Here is a 16,629-nt window from a genome sequence, read left to right as displayed (position 1 = left end):
GACCGGCTCTGCGCCGGGGCGGATACCGCCCGCACGGAACCTGGGTCGTCGCTGCTTCCCATGCGGCTTCGCGCCATGCGCGGAACCGCTGCGGGAGTCGTGCTCCCAGTTTCCGTCGGGCTGAAGCCCCGGCCCGTGCGGCCTTCCGGGAAGACGTGTCCGGTTCCTCATCCTCGATGGAGACCCGCGCGGGATGGCCCGCGGGGGAAATTGGATGGATGGAGGAAGACATGACTCGATATTGGATCTGGCTGAACTTGGTCGTGAAGGATGGCGAACGCGTGCTGTTGCTCAGGAACGGGCGGTATGAGCGCGTGCTCGCGCCGGGACGCTATCGCCTGCTCGACCCGAAGCATGAACTGGCGGTCGAGCGCTATCAGATCGTCAAGGCCGAGATGCCGGCGGAGCGCTATGCGGTGCTGAAGGCCGAACGGCCGGAACTGGCCGAAGCGCTGTTCGCGCTGGTCGAGACCAAGGCCGACGAGCTGGCCGTGGTCAGCCTCGACGGGCGGCCGACGCATCTGATGGGGCCGTGGCAGGCGCGCGCCTTCTGGAAGGTCGCGACCGCGGTCACGGTCGAGCGCATCGACACCGGCGCCGATCCGGTGGTCAGTCCGCGTCACCTGACGCTGATCGACCGCACGCGCACGGCTTATGTGAGCGAGACCATCGTCGAGAGCCACGAAGCCGGCCTGCTCTACCTCGAGGGCAAGCTGGCGGCGCGGCTCGCGCCGGGACGTCACGCCTACTGGACCGTGAACCGCAAGGTCGAGGTGAAGCGTCTCGACCTGCGTCCGCAGGCCCTCGAGGTCACGGCGCAGGAGATGCTGACCAAGGACCGCATCGCGCTGCGCCTGACCCTGACCGCCTTCCGCCGGATCGTCGATCCGGAGAAGGCGGCGAAGACGGTCGCGGATGTCGATGGCTGGCTCTACCGCCTGGTGCAGTTCGCCATCCGCGCGGCTGTGGCCGAGCGGACCCTGGACGAAGTGCTCTCGGCCAAGAGCGCGCTCGACGCCGAGCTTCGTACCAGCGTGGCGGAGAAGCTCGGCGAGACCGGCATCGAGTTGACGGAGCTCGGCGTGAAGGACGTGATCCTGCCCGGCGAGATCCGCGAGCTCGTGAACAAGGTGGTGGAGGCGGAGCGGACGGCGAAGGCCAACCTGATCCGCCGCCAGGAAGAGACCGCGGCGACGCGTTCGCTCCTGAACACCGCCAAGCTGATGGAGGAGAACCCGCTCCTGCTCCGCCTGAAGGAGCTCGAAAGCCTCGAGCGCCTGGTGGAGAAGGTCGGGCGTATCGACCTCCACGCCGGCGAAGGCCAGGGCCTCGACGCGCTCCTCAACCGCCTGGTGCGGCTGAAGGGTGCGGATGCGGCCTGAACGGGGTGCCGGGGGATTCCACACAAACGGAATCCCCCGGTCATCGCGCGATCCGGTTTGAAAACGACCCCCACTCGCGGTAAAGTTGAGCGGGGACCAGGAGGCATCGATGGGACGATGGGGATCACGGACGGCCGCGGCGGTTTTCGCGGCCCTCGGCCTGTTCTGGATGGCGCCGGGCGTCGGCGCCGACGAGAGCTCGGATGCGCTGATGAAGCAGATCGACGCGCTGCATTGGCAGAAAGGGCCGACCGACGTCGCCGCCCTGAAGAACGCGAAGCTGCAGCTGCCCCACCGCTATATCTTCCTCGACAGCGACGAGGCCGACGACTTCCTGCGCCTGACCCAGAACATTCCCGGCGACATCCCGGAGCAGATCCTGGCGCCCTATGATTTCCACTGGTGGGCCTCGGTCGACTTCTCCGAGGACGGCTACGTCAAGGACGAGGAGAAGCTCGACAACAACGCGATCCTCACCACCATGAGAGATGCGACCGAGCAGAGCAACGACGAACGGCGGCGCAATGGCTGGGGCGAGCTGCACGTGGTCGGCTGGCGGCATCCGCCGCATTACGACACGACGACCAAGCGCCTGGAATGGTCGCTCGACCTCAAGGACGAGACCGGCCATGTCTCGACCAATTTCCAGACCCGGGTGCTGGGGCGGCGCGGCGTCACCAACTTCACCCTGGTGACCGGTCCGGAGACGCTCGATGCCGATGTCGCCGAGTTCAAGTCGGTGCTGGCCGGCTACCAGTTCAACGCCGGCGACTCCTACGCCGAGTACAAGGAGGGCGACAAGGTCGCGGAATATGGCCTGGCGGCGCTGATCGTCGGCGGCGGCGCGGCGGTCGCTGCCAAGAGCGGGCTGCTGAAATTCCTCGGCAAGTTCATCTGGATCGGCCTCGCCGCGGTCGGGGCCGTGGTGATGAAGCTGTTCAGGCGCAAGGCTTGAGGGCCGGATGAACCTCGCCGCGACCAGCGACGATCTCATCCTGCTGCTGATCTTCTTCGGCCTCTACCTGTTGGACTGCGTCGTCCTGCTGCGCCCCGCCCAGGCGCTGACCTGGTTTCGCGTCGCGCGCCCGTTCAGGCCGGAACGGCGGGGGCTCGGCATCGCCGGCCGCTGCCGGGTGTCGCTGGACTTCGGCTGGACCGTCTATCCGCTGCGCGGCCGCACCCTGGCCCTGCTCAACCCGCTGACGCCGTTCGTGGCCGTGTTCAAGACCCGGCCGATCGACGACGGTGAGGCCGGGCGGCCGCCGATCAGCCGGCAGCAGATGATCGCGCTCCACATCCGGACTCGGCGGATGAGCATCGCGCTCATCTCGCATGCGGTGCTGATGTTCGTCATCCTGCCGGTGCTGCTGCTGAGCGGCGAGACCTTCCGCCTGCTGATCGCCCTCGCCGCGGCTTTCGTTTCGGCGACCCTGATCCTCGCGGTCTGTTATGTGGACCGGCGGGCGGCGCGGCTGCCCAGCGCCGGGTTCTGGAGCGTTGCGGCACCGGCCCTGCTCTGCCTCCCGACTTCCTTGAACGCCGCGCGCAAGCTGGCCTTGCTCGCGAGCGGACCCGCGACCGCCACGGCGCTGCTGCCGGCGGTCCCGGAGGCGGAGCGGCCGGCGGCACTCAGCGAACTGCGCCTGACCCTCGACCGCGCCGCCGCCGACGGCGCGCAGAATCTCGCCCATGCCGCCGAGACGCAACGCCGGCGGCTGGCGGCGGAATATCCGGAGGCTTGACGCGATGGATGCCGGCGGTTTGGACTTCCAGGAAATCGCGATGATCGGCGGCTTCTTCGCGGCAGGCTTCGCCGCGGTCTGGATCTTCCTCACCCTGCGGCAAAGCGAGAAGCCGAAGTCGGACGGCAGCGAAGACGGCGGGCGCTAGCTCTTCTTCCTGGGCTTCGCTTTCGCCGTGTTGAGCGCGACCGCGGCCTTGATCAGGGCCTTGAGCGCCGCAGCGTCAATCGCATCGCCTTCCTTGAAGTCGATGGCGCGGCGGGTGTTGCCCTCGAGGCTGGAGTTGAACAGCTTGGCCGGATCCTTCAGCGACGCACCCTTGGCGAAGGTCATCTTGACCACGCTCTTATAGGTCTCGCCGGTGCAGATGATCCCGTCATGCTCCCAGACCGGAACGCCGCGCCATTTCCATTCCTCGACCACGTCGGGATCGGCTTGCTTGACCAGGGCGCGCAGCTTGCCCAGTATCTCGCCGCGCCAGTCGCCGAGCTCCGTGATCCGCGCGTCGATCAGCCGGGAAGGCGATGGACCTTCCTTGGCGTCGCTCTTCTTCATCGCACTCTCTCCCAGAGACTCACCAGGGCGAGCACCGTAGCCCAGATCGGCGCCGAGATCAGGACAAAGAAGAGGCCGCGATAGGCGAGACCCAGCCAGTCGGCATAGGCCTCGGCGCGCAGCCGCCGCCGTGCCGGATCGGCGATCATGACAACTGCCGCGCATGAAGCGCAACCCGCGGGCGGCGGGCGCGCAGGGCATCGACAGCCGCTTCCGGCGAGGCGGCGCGCCCGGTCGCAACCAGCCAGGCGGCGACCGCGGCGGCGCTGCGGCCATAGCCGAGCGCACAGGCCACGAGGACGGGTCCCTGCGGACGAGCGGCTTCGATCGCGGCCACCGCATCGCCCAGCGCGCCGGTGGTGAGCGGGATGAGGTCGAGCGCCGGAAGCGCGATATGGCGCCCGGCATGCGGCGCCGCGGGCAGCTCGGCGCAGAGGTCGATCACCGTGGCGAAGGCCGGCGCGCCTTCAGCAAACCAGCGCGGCAGCGCGCCGATCCAGACACCGTCGGCGACTTCATTCGGCCGGTCCGCCGCCGTCCAGAGCCAGGCATTCATGCGCGCGCCGAGGAGATAGAGCGCCAGCAGCAGGCGGGTCGCGATCGGTATCCGGCCGTCTTCGCGCTTCTGGAAGCCGGCGGCGCCGAAGCCGAGGTAGTTGAGCGCGACCAAGCCGAGCGACAGCGCCGGCCAGAGCAGCCAGAGCTGCCAACCGCCGAGCTGGAGCGCGGCGCAGCCTAGGAAGGCGGCGCCCAAGGCGTAGAACGCGGCAATCCGCCAGCGCTTGGCATCGTGGGTCAGCTGGAAGCGCAGCGCACCTTGCGCCGGCCAGAGCCAGAGGCAGAGCAGGCCCAGGGCGGCGCCGGTCGGGACATCGATGAAATGATGCTGCCAGGTGGTGAGGACCGAGATCCCGATCAGCAGCGCCCAGGCATGCAACGCGATATGGAAGCGCTTGAGCAGGTGGCGGGCATAGAGATCCCAGAGGATCACCAGCAACGCGATATGCAGCGACGGCGCCTGGTTGTAGGGCCGGTCGAAAGTCCCGAGCGCGGCGAACAGGAGACCGAATAGCCCGTCGGTGGCCGGCTTGGCGACGGCGAGCTGCAGCGGAAAGACCAGGAAGCAGACCACGGCGACCAGCTGCGCCGTCAGGATGCGTCGGACATGGCGCTGCAATTCCAGCGCATCGATGCAGAGAAAGAAGGCCAGCGCGTAGAAGAGATCGATCGACCAATAGGGGATGATCGTCCAGGGCAGGAAGGGAATGCCCCGCTCCCAGCCGAAGCGGATCGAGGCGGCCGTGCCTTGTTGCGCCGCCGCCCAGTTGGCGAAGCCATAGCCGAGGTAGAACAGGCTGCCGCAGAGGACGAGCCAGAGCAGCGCCCGCCCCGGCTCCCGCGCGGATTGCGCCGGAGCCGGGAAATGCGCCGCCTTTGCCGCCGAGAGGCTCACTGGATCTTGACCGCGAGGCTGACGGTAAAGATGCCCCAAGGATCGATGCGCTGCTCGACCTTGCGGAAACCGGCGGCGGCGACCAGCTGGTCCATTTCCGCCTGGCTGCGGCGGCGCATCACCCAGGGCTGGCCGGCGCGATGGCTGGTGAGGGCGCGGGCGATGTATTCCAGCTGCGGGTGCCAGGGCTGGTTGGTGTAGATGAGGCAGGCACCCTGCGGCATCGCCGCCGCGAGGCCTTCGAGCGAGCGCCGGATCATGGCATTGTCGGCGAAGAGCTCGTAGAGGCCGGAGACGACGGCGAGGGTCGGCCGCGGCGCCAGCGTGGCGAGGCTGTCGCGGTCGAAGGCATCGCCTTGGCGGAAGCGGACGATGCCCTCGAGGCGGCGCTCGGCGATCAGGTCGCGGCCGGCGGCGACGTTGCGGCTGCTGTAGTCGCGCAGTAGCACGGAATCCGGCGCGAGACCGTTCTCGGCAATCGCATCCAGCGCGTAGCGGCCGTGCCCGGCGGCGATGTCGACGATATGCAGCGGCAGCCGGGCGGCACGCAGGCCGTCGGCCGCGGCGCCGATCAGGTCCTGGAGATGCTGCTTGCGCCTGCGGATGCCGCGCCAGCCGATCGCGCCGAGATAGGCGCGGTCGATCGCACGGCCCAGCGGGCCGCGGCCTTCCGGCTGATTGCGATAGACATAGTCGAGCATGCTGCCGGAATCGAAGCCCGCCTCGTGGCCGAGCGCGACGCCGCGCGAGAGCCGTCCGGCGAGCTTGAGTCCGGCGCGCCGCAGCGCCCAGAACAGGCGGCGCGGCGACGCGGCGGGCAGCGGCTGCGCCAGCGCATCCGCCTCGTCTTTGCCGAAGCCCTGCTGGTCGGCATGGAGCAAGTTGGGGTGCTGCGGCGAGCGGCGGTAGCGGCGCAGCAGGAAGGAACGCATGAGCTCGATCGCCTCACCGCGGTCGCGCTCGCCGAGCGTGTCGTGGAAGAAACCGTCGAGGACATGCCGTTCCTTCACGGCAGCGCCGAGGCGGTCGAAGAATTCATGCTGCGGCCCTTCCTTCACGACGAAGTCGGACCCCGAGATCAGGAGCTGGGTCGGCACGGTGATGGCCTGGGCGTCGGCAATGATGCGCGCGGCCATCCCATAGAGCCCGAGCAGGACATCGACCGAGATCGCGCGGGTGATCAGCGGATCGGAGTCGTAGCTCGCCATCCGTGCGCGGTCATGGGTGAGGAAGCGGCTCTTCACATAGGAGTTGACGAAGAAGTTCCCCCGCAGCTTGCGCAGGGCCGCGAGACCGCCGCGCGCGAAGGGGACGTAGAGCTTCACCTTGAAGGCGGGCGAGGCCAGGACCAGCGCGCGGATCCGCGGCGCATAGTCATGCGCCCAGGCGGCGGCGAGCACGGCGCCGACGCTTTGCGCCACCACCGCGATGTCCTCCGCCGCGACGTCGTGCTCGCGGGCGATGTGATCGACGAAGCTCTGCAGGTCGCGCACCGAATGGCCGATGCCGGGGCTGTCGCCCCGCGCGCCCGGCGAACGGCCATGGCCGCGTGCGTCGAAGGCGAAGAAGGCGAAGCCGGGCAAGGCCAGCTCCTGGACCAGATGCGCCATGCGGCCGGAATGCTCATGACCGCGGTGGACCAGGATGATCGTACCCGCGCGATGCGCGGTCGCCTCCGGCCAATGGCGATAGAAGAGCGGGACGCCGTCATGGGTGCGGAAGCTCCCCTCGATCGCCTCGGCGCGTGTCGGCGCGGAAGACAATGCGGGATGGGACGCGGTCTCGCTGCGCTGCGCCCCTTTGAGCGGAATGGCGGCGATCATGACTACCTCCTGGCAGGGTCGTGGTTGTGATCAAAAGCGGGGGCGTTGAGCGCCGCCCAGCAGGCGGCGGCGAGGCTTTGGGCATAACGCGCGAGCGGTTGGTCGAGCCGGCCATAGACCTTGAAGGTCGCGGCCTGCAGCACGATGCCGAAGACGGTGCTGGTGGCGAGCTCGGCATTCTGTTGCGGCAGCGCGCCCGATTTGATTGCGGCGGCGAGCTGATCGTGCAGCACCTGGACCGGCGACTTCTCGCGCTCGGTGATCTTGCCGAGCTGGCCATGCTGGGTCAGCAGCAGGAAGCGGAACAGCGGCTGGTCGCGATCGAACAGCGCGCAGATGGTCTCGACCATGGCGGTGAGGCGCTCGCGCAATCCGCCTTGCGCCTCGATCGAGCCCAGCATCTCGCCGAGGCCCCGATAGCCGGACCAGAAGATCTCCCAGACCAGATCATCCTTGCTCTTGAAGTGACGGTAGATCGCCGGCTCGGTGATGGCGGCACTGCCCGCGATGTCGCGGATCGAGGTCGCGTCCACGCCCTTCTCGGCGAAGAGCCGCAGGGCGCCTTCGACGATGCGTTGTCTGGTCTGGGCGCCGCGGGCCATGGCATGCTCTCAGTTAGTGAACGATCACTAACATAAGATGCCGGAGAAGAATGTCAAGCGGCGGCGTCGGCTATCCTAAGTGACTGACTTATGGGGACTTTAGTTCAGTCGACGAACTCGACACCGAGTTCAAGGGCGTGGCGGCGACGTACCTTGCACTGTCGAACCTGCCCGTCGCCGAACCGCAGCATGAAGGCTTTGGGGATCTCGACGGGCGCGTGCAGCCGAAGCAAGGCGCCGGTTTCCGAGAGGTCGCGGATCGTGCAGTCGTAGGTACTCATCAGATCGTTGAAGACGACCTGCCCATGCATCAGGGTCTTGTGGCGCGCGCCGTGCCGGTCGTGGTCGCCCGCCGGATCGGCTGGATGCGCGGACGCCGCCGCCGCGGCATGGCCCTCCTGCGGCGCGGCCTCCTGCGAGCCGGGGCTCTCGGACTCGTGGGTCAGCAACTCGCGCTCGCGCTTGCGCCAGCGCGCCAAGGCGTCCGGCGACAAAGCCTTGGGGGGAACCGGCTTCGAACGCTTTCCGTAATCGGTCACGACTGCAACTCCCGGATGGGACGGCTTCGATCGCCAGTCTCACACGGGATCGGGCAGCGCGGATTGACCGCGATCAAACCTGCAGGCGGAAAAAGCGGCTCAGGCTGCGGCAATATCGGCGCCGCGCAACATCCGGTCGTTCACCTGCCTGAGTGCGCCCGGCGCCGGGGCTTCCGGCAGGGTGGTGACCGGACAGGCCTTGCGCACCCGGTCATGGAAATCGTGGATGCAGCCTTCGTATTCCGAGAGCGGGCCGAACTCGAAGCCGTGCGAGTTCAAGCCGACCTGCACGCGCTCGGACAGCAGCTTGTCCTCGGCGCTGACCTGGCGGTTGATGCGCGCGTTCAAATAGCGCAACACCTTCATCTCGCGCCGCGCATCGGGTCGCACGAAGATCGGGTAGCGCACGGTGCAGGTCTCGGCCGTGAGCGGCAGGAACTGGAACACGTCCATGCTGTCGCCGTAGATGTCGATGCCGATGTTGGGCGGCATGGTGAAGAACATCCAGCTCTTGCGCACGTCCTCCGGCAGGGCGTCGTTCAGGTCCGGCGCCATCTGCTGGTACATGCGCTCCGACCATTGCGAGGAGAGCTTGTCGCGCAAAGTGCTCTTCGAGCCGGCGACTCCATGCTCGTTCATGAAGCCGCCGAGATCGCTGTCGAGCAGGCGGTCGTAGCCGGGATGGCCGACCGGCACGTGGTAGTTCTCCAGGTTGTTGTCGACGCCGACCTTCCAGTTGCAGGCCCAGCTCTCGATCCAGGGCTCCTCCAGCGGCACCATCTCCTCGAGCTTGTAGGGCTCCAGGAGATGGATGTAGTCCTTCCACATCTCGGTGAGGCTCGGGCCGCCGGGGACCACGCTCACGAAGACGAGACCACAGAGAATCTCGAGCTCGACCGCGCGCAATCCCAGCTGCTTCTTGTCGGCGCCGGGGACGGTCTTCTCGGCGGGCATGCCGGCGAGCTCGCCGCGCAGGTTATAGGACCAGCCGTGATAGGGGCAGGTCACGCGCGCCTTGCAGGCGCCGGCGCCGTCCAGCAGCTTGGCGCCGCGATGGCGGCACACATTCATGAAGGCGCGGAGCTCGTTGTCCTTGCCGCGCAAGACGACGATGGAATCGCGCAGCAGGTCGAGGGTCACGAAGTCGCCGACATTCTTGACCTGGTTCACATGGCAGGCGAACTGCCAGGACGGGCGGAACAGCGCCTCGTATTCCAGCTCGTTCAGTTCGGCGTTGCGATAGGTCCAGGCCGGCAAGGTGAGCGGCGCAATCTCGCGCGGGCTCTTGATCGGGCGTTGGTCGGTCATGGCGGCTCTCCTATCGTGCAGAAAAAATGATGCTCGGCCGCAGAAAGCGGCGCTCCAAACTCGTGCGTGGTCCTGGTTACGCGAAGGCCCGCTAGTCGGGGGCGAATTCCTGCGGGAAGATGCTCGCAAGATAGGCACGCGCGGTCTGCTTGGCGGCGTCGCGGTCGAAGTTGCGGCCGCTGACCAGGATCTCCTGCCATTGCCATTCCAGGAGACCCGAGAAACCCATGGCCAGCGCCTCGGCATTGAGATGCCGATAGCCGCCGCGGCGGATGATCTCGGCGAACAGGCGATCGAGCCCGTCCTGGCAGACCGTGTCGTAGGAGCCGATCCGCTCGAGATAGAGCTTGCGCGCCTTGGCCTCGCCCCAGAAGGCGTACCAGACCGCGACATTCGCGGGATCGCACACCTTGGGATCGAGGCTGACATCGATGATGGCGTTCAGCGCCCGTACCGGATCGTCGCCGGCGGCTTCCACCGCCGCGCGCCGCGCCGCCTCGAACTCGACCGCGATCTGCTCCAGCGCGCTGAGCAGCAGCGCGTCCTTCTTCTGGAAATGCAGGATCACCGTGCCCGGAGCCACTTTGGCCGCCTCCGCCACCAACTGGACAGTGGTGCCGGAGAGGCTGTGCTTGGCAATGACGGCGATGGTGGCGCGCAGGATCGCTCCCTTGGTGCGGGAGGCCAGCGCCTCATTCCGTCGTTGCGCAAGATCAGTCACGGCCTGCACGTTACCGCCCTACCGAATTGAATTTCAATCGCTAATCTACGATCACTGAATGAGCATTCATTTATCATCGAAACTGTGGCGCTGTCAACCCGGCGGACCCTTTGGGGACAGGAACACGCAGCGAACGGCGAGGCGTTTGGAGGGGCCGCACGACGTTGTGGAGTTTGATCATTCCTTGGATTTTGCAGGAATAAATGCTCTACCTGAATACGCCTCATTTCCGCCTTTTTTCGGGTAACACACAAAGATATAAGAACAAACTGTTTGCCGGGCTTTTCCGGCTGCAATGCAGATCAAGCCCCGCTGCGAGGTGCCGGGAGACGCAAAGCTATCGTTAATTCTCGATTGTAAAGTTGTCTGACGGCGGCCATATTGACCCTTCGTCGGCTCGCTATGGGTTGGCCCAGGAACTCGCTCTACGGAGCTCCGACCCGGTCTCATCCCTTTCGTAGTTTGGCGTCGGTCGTCTGCTCGCAATACGCGGGGGGCGAAGGTTGTGCACCTATCCAGAGGAAAGCTATGGCTACTGGTACAGTCAAATGGTTCAACACCCAGAAGGGTTATGGCTTCATTCAGCCGGATGATGGTTCGAAGGACGTCTTCGTGCACATCTCCGCGGTGGAGCGTTCTGGCATCGGCTCGCTGCGCGATGGCCAGAAGGTCAGCTATGACGTGGTCCAGGACCGCGGCAAGCCGGCGGCTACCAATCTCAAGGGCAGCTGAGAACCATCGCATTCTTCGATAGGGGCGGCTTCGGCCGCCCTTTTTTTATGCGCATAATGTAACCCTACAGATGAAATTGGTTTTCGCATGCATTGCGCGTTCGCGCGGGCAGGAGTAGACCGGTGATCTGCCTGATGCATGGAGGAAAAGCAGGATGTCGAACGCAGATCACGGCCAGAACCGGCCACCTTTCCTGCAGCTCAATCCCACCGATCCGCTGATCGTCGCGACCCGCGAGTTGAAGGCCGGCGAGGATCTCGGCCTCGAGGTGCGGCCGGCGGAGACCATCGCCCGCGGCCACAAGATGGCGACCAAGCCGATCGCGGACGGAGAGCCGGTGCGCAAGCTCGGCCAGGTGATCGGCGTCGCCACCAAGCCGATCGCGCCGGGGCAGCACATCCACACGCATAATGTCGAGTTCCGGCCGAGCACCGCCGATCATGCGATCGGCTCCGGCCGCACCAACATGCCGATCTTCGCCGACGACAAGGCCGCGACCTTCATGGGGATCCTGCGTCCGGACGGCACGATCGCGACGCGCAACTATATCGGCGTGCTGACCACGGTGAACTGCTCGGCGACGGTGGCGCGGCACATCTCGGATCACTTCCGCATGCATCCGGAAGAGCTGGCGCCCTATCCCAATGTCGACGGCGTCGTGGCACTCACCCACAAGGACGGCTGCGCCAGCGCGCCCGACAGCGAAGGCACCAAGCTGCTCCGCCGCACCCTCGGCGGCTATGCCAAGCACGCGAATTTCGGCGCGGTGGTGATGATCGGCCTAGGCTGTGAATCCAACCAGCTGCCGCGCCTGGTGGCCGAGGAAGGCTTGAAGGCCGGCCAGCGCATCCAGACCCTGGTGATGCAGGAAGTCGGCGGCACGCGAAAGACCGTCGAGGCGGCGATCGCGCATATCCGCGAGCTGCTGCCGATCGTCAACAACGTGAAGCGCACCAAGCTGCCGGCCAAGCACCTGATCCTCGGCATGCAATGCGGCGGGTCGGACGGCTTCTCGGCGATCACTGCCAACCCGGCGCTGGGCGTTGCGGCCGACCTGCTGGTGCAGAACGGCGGCACCGCGATTCTTTCCGAGACCCCGGAGATCTACGGCGCCGAGCATATGCTGCTCTCCCGCGCGGTCAGCCACGAGGTCGGCGACAAGCTGCTCGATCTGCTGAAATGGTGGGAGAACTACGCCGCCAAGGACAACGGCTCGCTCGACAACAACCCCTCGCCGGGCAACAAGGCCGGCGGCCTCACCACGATTCTCGAGAAGTCGCTCGGCGCCGCCGCCAAGGGTGGGCGCAGCGATCTCGTCGATGTCTATCGCTATGCCGAGCCGGTCAACAAGCGTGGCTTCGTCTTCATGGACACGCCGGGCTACGACCCGGTCTCGGCGACCGGCCAGGTCGCCGGCGGTGCCAATCTCATCGCCTTCACCACCGGGCGCGGCTCCTGCTTCGGCTGCAAGCCCAGCCCCAGCATCAAGCTCGCCACCAACACGCCGATGTACAACCGGATGGCCGAGGACATGGACATCAATTGCGGCGAGATCCTCGACGGGGGCGCCAGCGTCGAGGAGATGGGCGAGCGGGTGTTCAAGCTGCTGCTCGACATCGCCTCGGGCAAGCGCTCGAAGAGCGAAGAGCTGGGCTATGGCGAGGATGAGTTCGCGCCCTGGCATATCGGCGCGACGTTCTAACCGCGGTCGGCGGACCGAAGCATCCCGGCCCGCCGTTCCGGCGACTTTCTAATTCGTCGTGCGGTCCACGGTGGTGTGCTCGACGCTGACTTCGGTCGCAGCGGCGGCTTGGGTCGCCGCACTGGCATCGAGGATCGCAACCGGCGTCGCATCCTCGCCCTCGCCATGATCCTGGCTCGCCGTCACCTCGGCGTCAGTCTCCGTGCTGGCGCCGGCGGCGGCACTGGCTGAGGTCTCGCTGCTCCCGGCGTCGCCGTCTTCGTCATCGGATCCGGTTGACTTGGCGTGGCTGAGCGATAGTCCGGTTGCGGATTCGACTCCCAACCCGAGGTCCGCACCGGTCTTGCCCGCATCGACCGATACGCCGACACCGGCGCCGGTGTCGTTGCGGGCATCGACCGATTTCGTCCTGGTGTCGCCGTCGTCGCCGGTCGAATGGCCGGCCGACGCGCTGGTCGAAGAACCGGCGGAGGCACCGGCGCCGAGGCCCAGGCCACCGCCGCCCAGCAATCCGCCCGCCGAAGCCGGTGCGGCCGTCAACAGGCCGGCCGCGCCGAGCAGCAGGCTGGCGCAGGCGAGCCGCCCCGCGAACCCGACCGAATGCCGCGTCTCGCTACGAATCTTTTTCATGCAACGACTCCTCACACATCTGGTGTCGGCGCCGCAGGGGCACGGCGCTTGGAGGTCAGAATGTGGGAAGCGCGACCCGGTTCAGGCCGGCCGGGCATATTCGGATCGCGGCGGGCCGCCCCGAAAAAGATGGGCCCGAAGAAAAAATGGGGACGAAGCGCGCTGGCTTCGTCCCCAAGATCAAAGACGCTGTTCGAAACTGCGCGGGACTTAGTTAGTCGCGGCCACCGGCGTTCCGTCCGTCGTGCCGTCGTCGGTGGACGTGTCGGTGCCTTCATCGGTGCCGTCACCCGGCTCTTCAACCGGCTCACCCGACTTCGCCGCGTTGGCGGCATCGGCGATGTCCTGAGCAGTCTGGTCATCGGGGTTGTCGGCGAGATCGTTGAGCGCGTCGTCGTCCGGGTTCTGCTCGGCCAGGCGGTCGATGATCGCCTGCACCTGCGCCCCGGTGACCGGCTTGTTGGTCGCGCCGGCCAGGATGGCGCCGAGGTCCTCGACCGACGGACCGGTCGGCGGCGTATCTTCCGCATCAGTGGTGTCGCCGGTGCCGTCGTCTTCCGAATCGTCCTCCTGGTTGGCTTCCGCATAATCCGACAGCGCGTCGCGGAAAGTCTGACTGATCTTGCCGATAGCCGAGTTCGGCGAGGCGTTGGACAGCGCGTTCGGCGACGCATGGAAGAAGCCATTGAGCTTGCCGAGCTTGCTCGCCTTAAGCGAGTCGTCATCGGTGCTGTCTTCGGCCGCGTCGTCATCGACATCGGCGGTCTGATCGTCGTTCGCTTCATCCGACGGACCGGCCTTGGCGCTGCCGCTGGAACCACCCTGGCCGTGACCCTGGCCGTTGCCGTTGCCATTGCCGCCGCCGTTGCCGCCGCCATGGCCCTGGCCACCGCCGTTGCCGCCGCCATGGCCATTGCCGCCCCCGCCGCCTTTGCCGCCGCCGTTGCCGCCCTTGTCGGCGAAGGCCACGTCCGCGAGCGGCAGCGCCGAGACGGCGGTGACACCGAAGCCGATGACGAGCGCGGTCAGCGCCACACGGCCGAAGCGGCGCGGTTCAAGCGAAGAGATCTGGCTGGGAAGGACCATTATTCCGACTCCTGTTCCGTTCAAAGAGGCGCCTGCCGTCGATGGCCGAGATTGGCGTTTTGGCTGACGTGTCCTGCAAAGAACGATGTGAGTAGCCGGATATTCCCCCGGGGCGGGGCAATTAAGTGGGCGATTTGATGGAACTTTATCGCGAATGCCTGCGTCAGTTCGCCGAAGCCGCGCTGGTGCAGACCTGCGGCCCCTGCACCAGGCCGCGGCCGAAGACCGGATCGGGGCCGGGTGCGCCGAGGTCGAGCGCGTCGGCGAACATGCGCTGCCGGTCGTTGCCATAGCTCACCAGCGCAGCGGTCACGTAGGGCACGGCGAAGGAGGTACCGGTCACCAGGCGATCGCTGGCGCCGCTGCCGCTCGGTTGACCGGGAAGAAAGAGATCGACTCCGGGCGCGGCGAGAGCCACGAAGCTGCCGCGGTTGGCGCCATCGAAAACATGGCCCGACTGATCGACCGCGGTCACGCCGATCACCCCGTCATAGGCCGCCGGGAAGCGCGGCATATCGGTCGCGCCGTCGTTGCCGACGGCGGCGACCAGCTCGGCGCCGCGCTGCTGTGCGCGCTTGACCGCGAGCTCCATCAGTCGATCCGGCGGCCCGCTCAGGCTGACATTGATGGTGACGACGTTGTTGGAGAGCAGCCAGTCCAGCGCCGAGGCGAAGCTGGTGACCGAGGCCACGGGTTCGCCGGCGCTGTCCATGCCGAAGATTCCGGCGGAGTAAAGTGAAGCACCCGGCATCAAGCCGAAACCGTTCTGCCCGACCAGCAAGGTCGCGATCCCGGTGCCATGCTGCGACGGCGCGGGATCCAGGCCGCTTTCCAGGAAGCCGGCGGCTTGCTTATGCGCGCCGCCGAGGATCGGCAACGACCAGTCGACGTCGGTGTCGATCAGGCCGAGTTTCGCCGCCGCGCTGCAGTCCCGGAGGCCCGCGCTCCAGCCCACCGCCTTCTCGGCGTAATCGGTGGAGGGCAAAGTGAGGCTGGCCTGCGGCTCGTAGAGATGGTTGTAATCGACGATCGCGTCGGGGAACTGTCCCGAGATCAGGTCGCGGGCCTGGGTGGCGGACACCCCTTCCGGCACCTGGAATCGCGTGACGCTGAGCCCCAGTGCCGGGAGCGATTGATTGTCCACGACCTGGAAGCCGCTGGCGCGCGCGAAGGCGCTCAAGCCCGGGCTCGGGTTGGTCACGACGACTTCGTTGCGAATAATGCGGTCGCCACTGGCGGGCTTGCGGTCGCCCGGCAGAGAGCTGCTGGATGCGACCGTCCCGCTTTCCGTCGTCGCGGAATCGACGCGGCCCTTGGCCTTGCTCTTGCCAAAGGCGTTGCCGTTGCCGTTGACGCCGTTGCCGAGCCCGCCGGCGTTGCCGTTGCCGTTGCTGGAATTGCCGTTGCCGCCGGCGTTGCCGTTCCCGCCACCGTTGCCGTTGCCGCCACCGTTGCCGCCGCCGTTGCCGCCGCCGTTACCGCCACCATTGCCATTGCCGCCGCCGTTGCCGCCGCCCTTGCCGTTGCCGTTGCCGTTGCCCGGATCGGCGAAGGCGAAGTGCTGCGGCGCGAAGGTCGCGGAGAGCAGCGCCGCCGCCGCGACGATCGCGACGGCGGTCATCAGGACCGAGAGAAAGGTGGGTCGGCGGAGCTTCATTTCGCCTGTTCGATCACGTCCCAGCCGCCGTCCGGCTTCTTGCAGGCGATGCCGCCGGCGCTGACCGCGCCGCCCGTCGCCTTGGCGAACTCAGCGCAGTGCAGCCCGGTCTCGGTGTCGAACCAGCGCGCAACCCGGACCGTATTCTCGGTGCCTGACGCACCGAAGCTGACGCTCGTGGTCTCGGGATCCTTGGCCAGCGCGGTCATCAGCGCCGGCTGCCAGGAGGGATCGGTCGCTGCGGCGGTGCCTTGCTGGATCCGCTCGGAGCCGGCGAGACGCAGGCCCTGGTCACCACCGTGCTGCGCCATCAGCAGGCCCAGCATGCCGAGGCCGATGCCGACCACCAGCGAAGCCGCGATCCGCCAGTCGACCACCGACGCAGCGGCAGGCTTGCGGCGCACCGGCTCACGGGCCGACTGAGTGACGCGCCGCGCCAGCTCGAAGGGCACCGGGCCGGCATCGAACTTCCAGGCGGCGCGCGCCGCGTCGGCGCCGGCCGACATCTCGGCAGCCAGCCTTGCGGCATGGGGATCGCGGGCGATTTCCTCGGCGACCGCAGCCGCTTCGCGCGCCGGCAACACGCCGTCGCAATATTGCATGATGCGGATCATGCGCTCCTCCTCGGCGGCATCGATGTCGCCCTCGTTCCGTTCGCCGTTCGGTCGGTCATCCGACTGCATAATCCGTCCTCTGG

At 67.0% G+C, this 16,629-nt stretch carries 18 protein-coding genes; 6 read left to right on the top strand and 12 right to left on the bottom strand.

Features of this window, described 5'->3' with window-relative positions:
* Nucleotides 1-230: 230 nt before the first annotated feature.
* From ACH2CY_RS09815 to ACH2CY_RS09800, 4 genes are all read left to right on the top strand, one after another.
* Nucleotides 231-1,382, top strand: coding sequence for a slipin family protein (locus ACH2CY_RS09815; RefSeq protein WP_395018551.1), 1,152 nt, complete (start codon nt 231-233; stop codon nt 1,380-1,382).
* 109 nt (nt 1,383-1,491) lie between these two features.
* Nucleotides 1,492-2,337, top strand: a complete 846-nt coding sequence (locus tag ACH2CY_RS09810) for a DUF2167 domain-containing protein (RefSeq protein ID WP_395018549.1) — start codon at nt 1,492-1,494, stop codon at nt 2,335-2,337.
* 7 nt (nt 2,338-2,344) lie between these two features.
* Nucleotides 2,345-3,124: a hypothetical protein gene (locus ACH2CY_RS09805; RefSeq protein WP_395018547.1), complete on the top strand. Its 780-nt coding sequence runs from the start codon at nt 2,345-2,347 to the stop codon at nt 3,122-3,124.
* A 4-nt stretch (nt 3,125-3,128) separates the two neighbouring features.
* Complete coding sequence (locus tag ACH2CY_RS09800) at nt 3,129-3,272, top strand: hypothetical protein (RefSeq protein ID WP_395018545.1); 144 nt, start codon at nt 3,129-3,131, stop codon at nt 3,270-3,272.
* Here the strand turns inward: ACH2CY_RS09800 and ACH2CY_RS09795 are convergent.
* The 8 genes from ACH2CY_RS09795 to ACH2CY_RS09760 all read right to left on the bottom strand — a co-directional run bounded on the left by ACH2CY_RS09795 (nt 3,269) and on the right by ACH2CY_RS09760 (nt 10,125).
* Nucleotides 3,269-3,679, bottom strand: coding sequence for a DUF1801 domain-containing protein (locus tag ACH2CY_RS09795; RefSeq protein WP_395018543.1), 411 nt, complete (start codon nt 3,677-3,679; stop codon nt 3,269-3,271). The two genes, ACH2CY_RS09800 and ACH2CY_RS09795, sit on opposite strands and share 4 nt — an antisense overlap.
* A complete protein-coding gene (locus ACH2CY_RS09790; RefSeq protein WP_395018541.1) occupies nt 3,676-3,828 on the bottom strand; it encodes a hypothetical protein in 153 nt (50 codons plus the stop codon). Before ACH2CY_RS09790 ends, ACH2CY_RS09795 begins: the two co-directional genes overlap by 4 nt.
* Nucleotides 3,825-5,132 carry a phosphatase PAP2/dual specificity phosphatase family protein gene (locus ACH2CY_RS09785; protein ID WP_395018539.1) on the bottom strand — a complete coding sequence of 436 codons (1,308 nt, stop codon included), beginning with the start codon at nt 5,130-5,132 and terminating at the stop codon, nt 3,825-3,827. The genes ACH2CY_RS09790 and ACH2CY_RS09785 overlap by 4 nt, the downstream gene beginning before the upstream one ends.
* Nucleotides 5,129-6,955, bottom strand: a complete 1,827-nt coding sequence (locus ACH2CY_RS09780) for a bifunctional alpha/beta hydrolase/class I SAM-dependent methyltransferase (RefSeq protein WP_395018537.1) — start codon at nt 6,953-6,955, stop codon at nt 5,129-5,131. The genes ACH2CY_RS09785 and ACH2CY_RS09780 overlap by 4 nt, the downstream gene beginning before the upstream one ends.
* 2 nt (nt 6,956-6,957) lie before the next feature.
* Nucleotides 6,958-7,557, bottom strand: coding sequence for a TetR/AcrR family transcriptional regulator (locus ACH2CY_RS09775; RefSeq protein ID WP_395018536.1), 600 nt, complete (start codon nt 7,555-7,557; stop codon nt 6,958-6,960).
* 104 nt (nt 7,558-7,661) lie between these two features.
* Entirely contained in the window at nt 7,662-8,096 is a 435-nt protein-coding gene (locus ACH2CY_RS09770; RefSeq protein ID WP_395018535.1) for a PilZ domain-containing protein, read from the bottom strand.
* Nucleotides 8,097-8,195: 99 nt separating this feature from the next.
* Complete coding sequence (locus tag ACH2CY_RS09765; protein ID WP_395018533.1) at nt 8,196-9,404, bottom strand: aromatic ring-hydroxylating dioxygenase subunit alpha; 1,209 nt, start codon at nt 9,402-9,404, stop codon at nt 8,196-8,198.
* 91 nt (nt 9,405-9,495) lie between these two features.
* Nucleotides 9,496-10,125 carry a TetR/AcrR family transcriptional regulator gene (locus ACH2CY_RS09760; protein WP_395018532.1) on the bottom strand — a complete coding sequence of 210 codons (630 nt, stop codon included), beginning with the start codon at nt 10,123-10,125 and terminating at the stop codon, nt 9,496-9,498.
* 528 nt (nt 10,126-10,653) lie between these two features.
* On the opposite strand from ACH2CY_RS09760, the gene ACH2CY_RS09755 reads away from it, so the two are divergent.
* The gene (locus ACH2CY_RS09755) at nt 10,654-10,857 is read left to right on the top strand and encodes a cold-shock protein (RefSeq protein ID WP_395018530.1); all 204 of its coding nucleotides are present in this window, start codon (nt 10,654-10,656) and stop codon (nt 10,855-10,857) included.
* Nucleotides 10,858-11,011: 154 nt separating this feature from the next.
* On the top strand, nt 11,012-12,559 hold the full coding sequence (locus ACH2CY_RS09750) for a UxaA family hydrolase (protein WP_395018529.1): 1,548 nt from the start codon (nt 11,012-11,014) through the stop codon (nt 12,557-12,559).
* Between the two features lie 48 nt (nt 12,560-12,607).
* Here ACH2CY_RS09750 and ACH2CY_RS09745 read toward each other — a convergent pair whose 3' ends face one another.
* The 4 genes from ACH2CY_RS09745 to ACH2CY_RS09730 form a co-directional block, all read right to left on the bottom strand.
* The gene (locus tag ACH2CY_RS09745; RefSeq protein ID WP_395018528.1) at nt 12,608-13,189 is read right to left on the bottom strand and encodes a hypothetical protein; all 582 of its coding nucleotides are present in this window, start codon (nt 13,187-13,189) and stop codon (nt 12,608-12,610) included.
* Between the two features lie 210 nt (nt 13,190-13,399).
* A complete protein-coding gene (locus tag ACH2CY_RS09740; RefSeq protein WP_395018526.1) occupies nt 13,400-14,275 on the bottom strand; it encodes a hypothetical protein in 876 nt (291 codons plus the stop codon).
* 163 nt (nt 14,276-14,438) lie between these two features.
* Nucleotides 14,439-15,932: a S8 family serine peptidase gene (locus tag ACH2CY_RS09735; protein WP_395018524.1), complete on the bottom strand. Its 1,494-nt coding sequence runs from the start codon at nt 15,930-15,932 to the stop codon at nt 14,439-14,441.
* Nucleotides 15,929-16,615: a hypothetical protein gene (locus ACH2CY_RS09730; RefSeq protein WP_395018522.1), complete on the bottom strand. Its 687-nt coding sequence runs from the start codon at nt 16,613-16,615 to the stop codon at nt 15,929-15,931. Before ACH2CY_RS09730 ends, ACH2CY_RS09735 begins: the two co-directional genes overlap by 4 nt.
* Nucleotides 16,616-16,629: the final 14 nt, after the last annotated feature.

This window comes from Dongia sp., assembly GCF_041905885.1.
Taxonomy (GTDB): domain Bacteria; phylum Pseudomonadota; class Alphaproteobacteria; order Dongiales; family Dongiaceae; genus Dongia.
This window is presented reverse-complemented; position numbering and strand designations above follow the sequence as displayed.

Bases quoted from the DNA above. Each gene is read 5' to 3' on its own strand.
- ACH2CY_RS09815 (WP_395018551.1), top strand. From the start codon at position 231: ATGACTCGATATTGGATCTGGCTGAACTTGGTCGTGAAGGATGGCGAA.
- ACH2CY_RS09810 (WP_395018549.1), top strand. From the start codon at position 1,492: ATGGGACGATGGGGATCACGGACGGCCGCGGCGGTTTTCGCGGCCCTC.
- ACH2CY_RS09805 (WP_395018547.1), top strand. From the start codon at position 2,345: ATGAACCTCGCCGCGACCAGCGACGATCTCATCCTGCTGCTGATCTTC.
- ACH2CY_RS09800 (WP_395018545.1), top strand. From the start codon at position 3,129: ATGGATGCCGGCGGTTTGGACTTCCAGGAAATCGCGATGATCGGCGGC.
- ACH2CY_RS09795 (WP_395018543.1), bottom strand. From the start codon at position 3,679: ATGAAGAAGAGCGACGCCAAGGAAGGTCCATCGCCTTCCCGGCTGATC.
- ACH2CY_RS09790 (WP_395018541.1), bottom strand. From the start codon at position 3,828: ATGATCGCCGATCCGGCACGGCGGCGGCTGCGCGCCGAGGCCTATGCC.
- ACH2CY_RS09780 (WP_395018537.1), bottom strand. From the start codon at position 6,955: ATGATCGCCGCCATTCCGCTCAAAGGGGCGCAGCGCAGCGAGACCGCG.
- ACH2CY_RS09775 (WP_395018536.1), bottom strand. From the start codon at position 7,557: ATGGCCCGCGGCGCCCAGACCAGACAACGCATCGTCGAAGGCGCCCTG.
- ACH2CY_RS09765 (WP_395018533.1), bottom strand. From the start codon at position 9,404: ATGACCGACCAACGCCCGATCAAGAGCCCGCGCGAGATTGCGCCGCTC.
- ACH2CY_RS09755 (WP_395018530.1), top strand. From the start codon at position 10,654: ATGGCTACTGGTACAGTCAAATGGTTCAACACCCAGAAGGGTTATGGC.
- ACH2CY_RS09750 (WP_395018529.1), top strand. From the start codon at position 11,012: ATGTCGAACGCAGATCACGGCCAGAACCGGCCACCTTTCCTGCAGCTC.
- ACH2CY_RS09745 (WP_395018528.1), bottom strand. From the start codon at position 13,189: ATGAAAAAGATTCGTAGCGAGACGCGGCATTCGGTCGGGTTCGCGGGG.
- ACH2CY_RS09740 (WP_395018526.1), bottom strand. From the start codon at position 14,275: ATGGTCCTTCCCAGCCAGATCTCTTCGCTTGAACCGCGCCGCTTCGGC.
- ACH2CY_RS09735 (WP_395018524.1), bottom strand. From the start codon at position 15,932: ATGAAGCTCCGCCGACCCACCTTTCTCTCGGTCCTGATGACCGCCGTC.
- ACH2CY_RS09730 (WP_395018522.1), bottom strand. From the start codon at position 16,615: ATGCAGTCGGATGACCGACCGAACGGCGAACGGAACGAGGGCGACATC.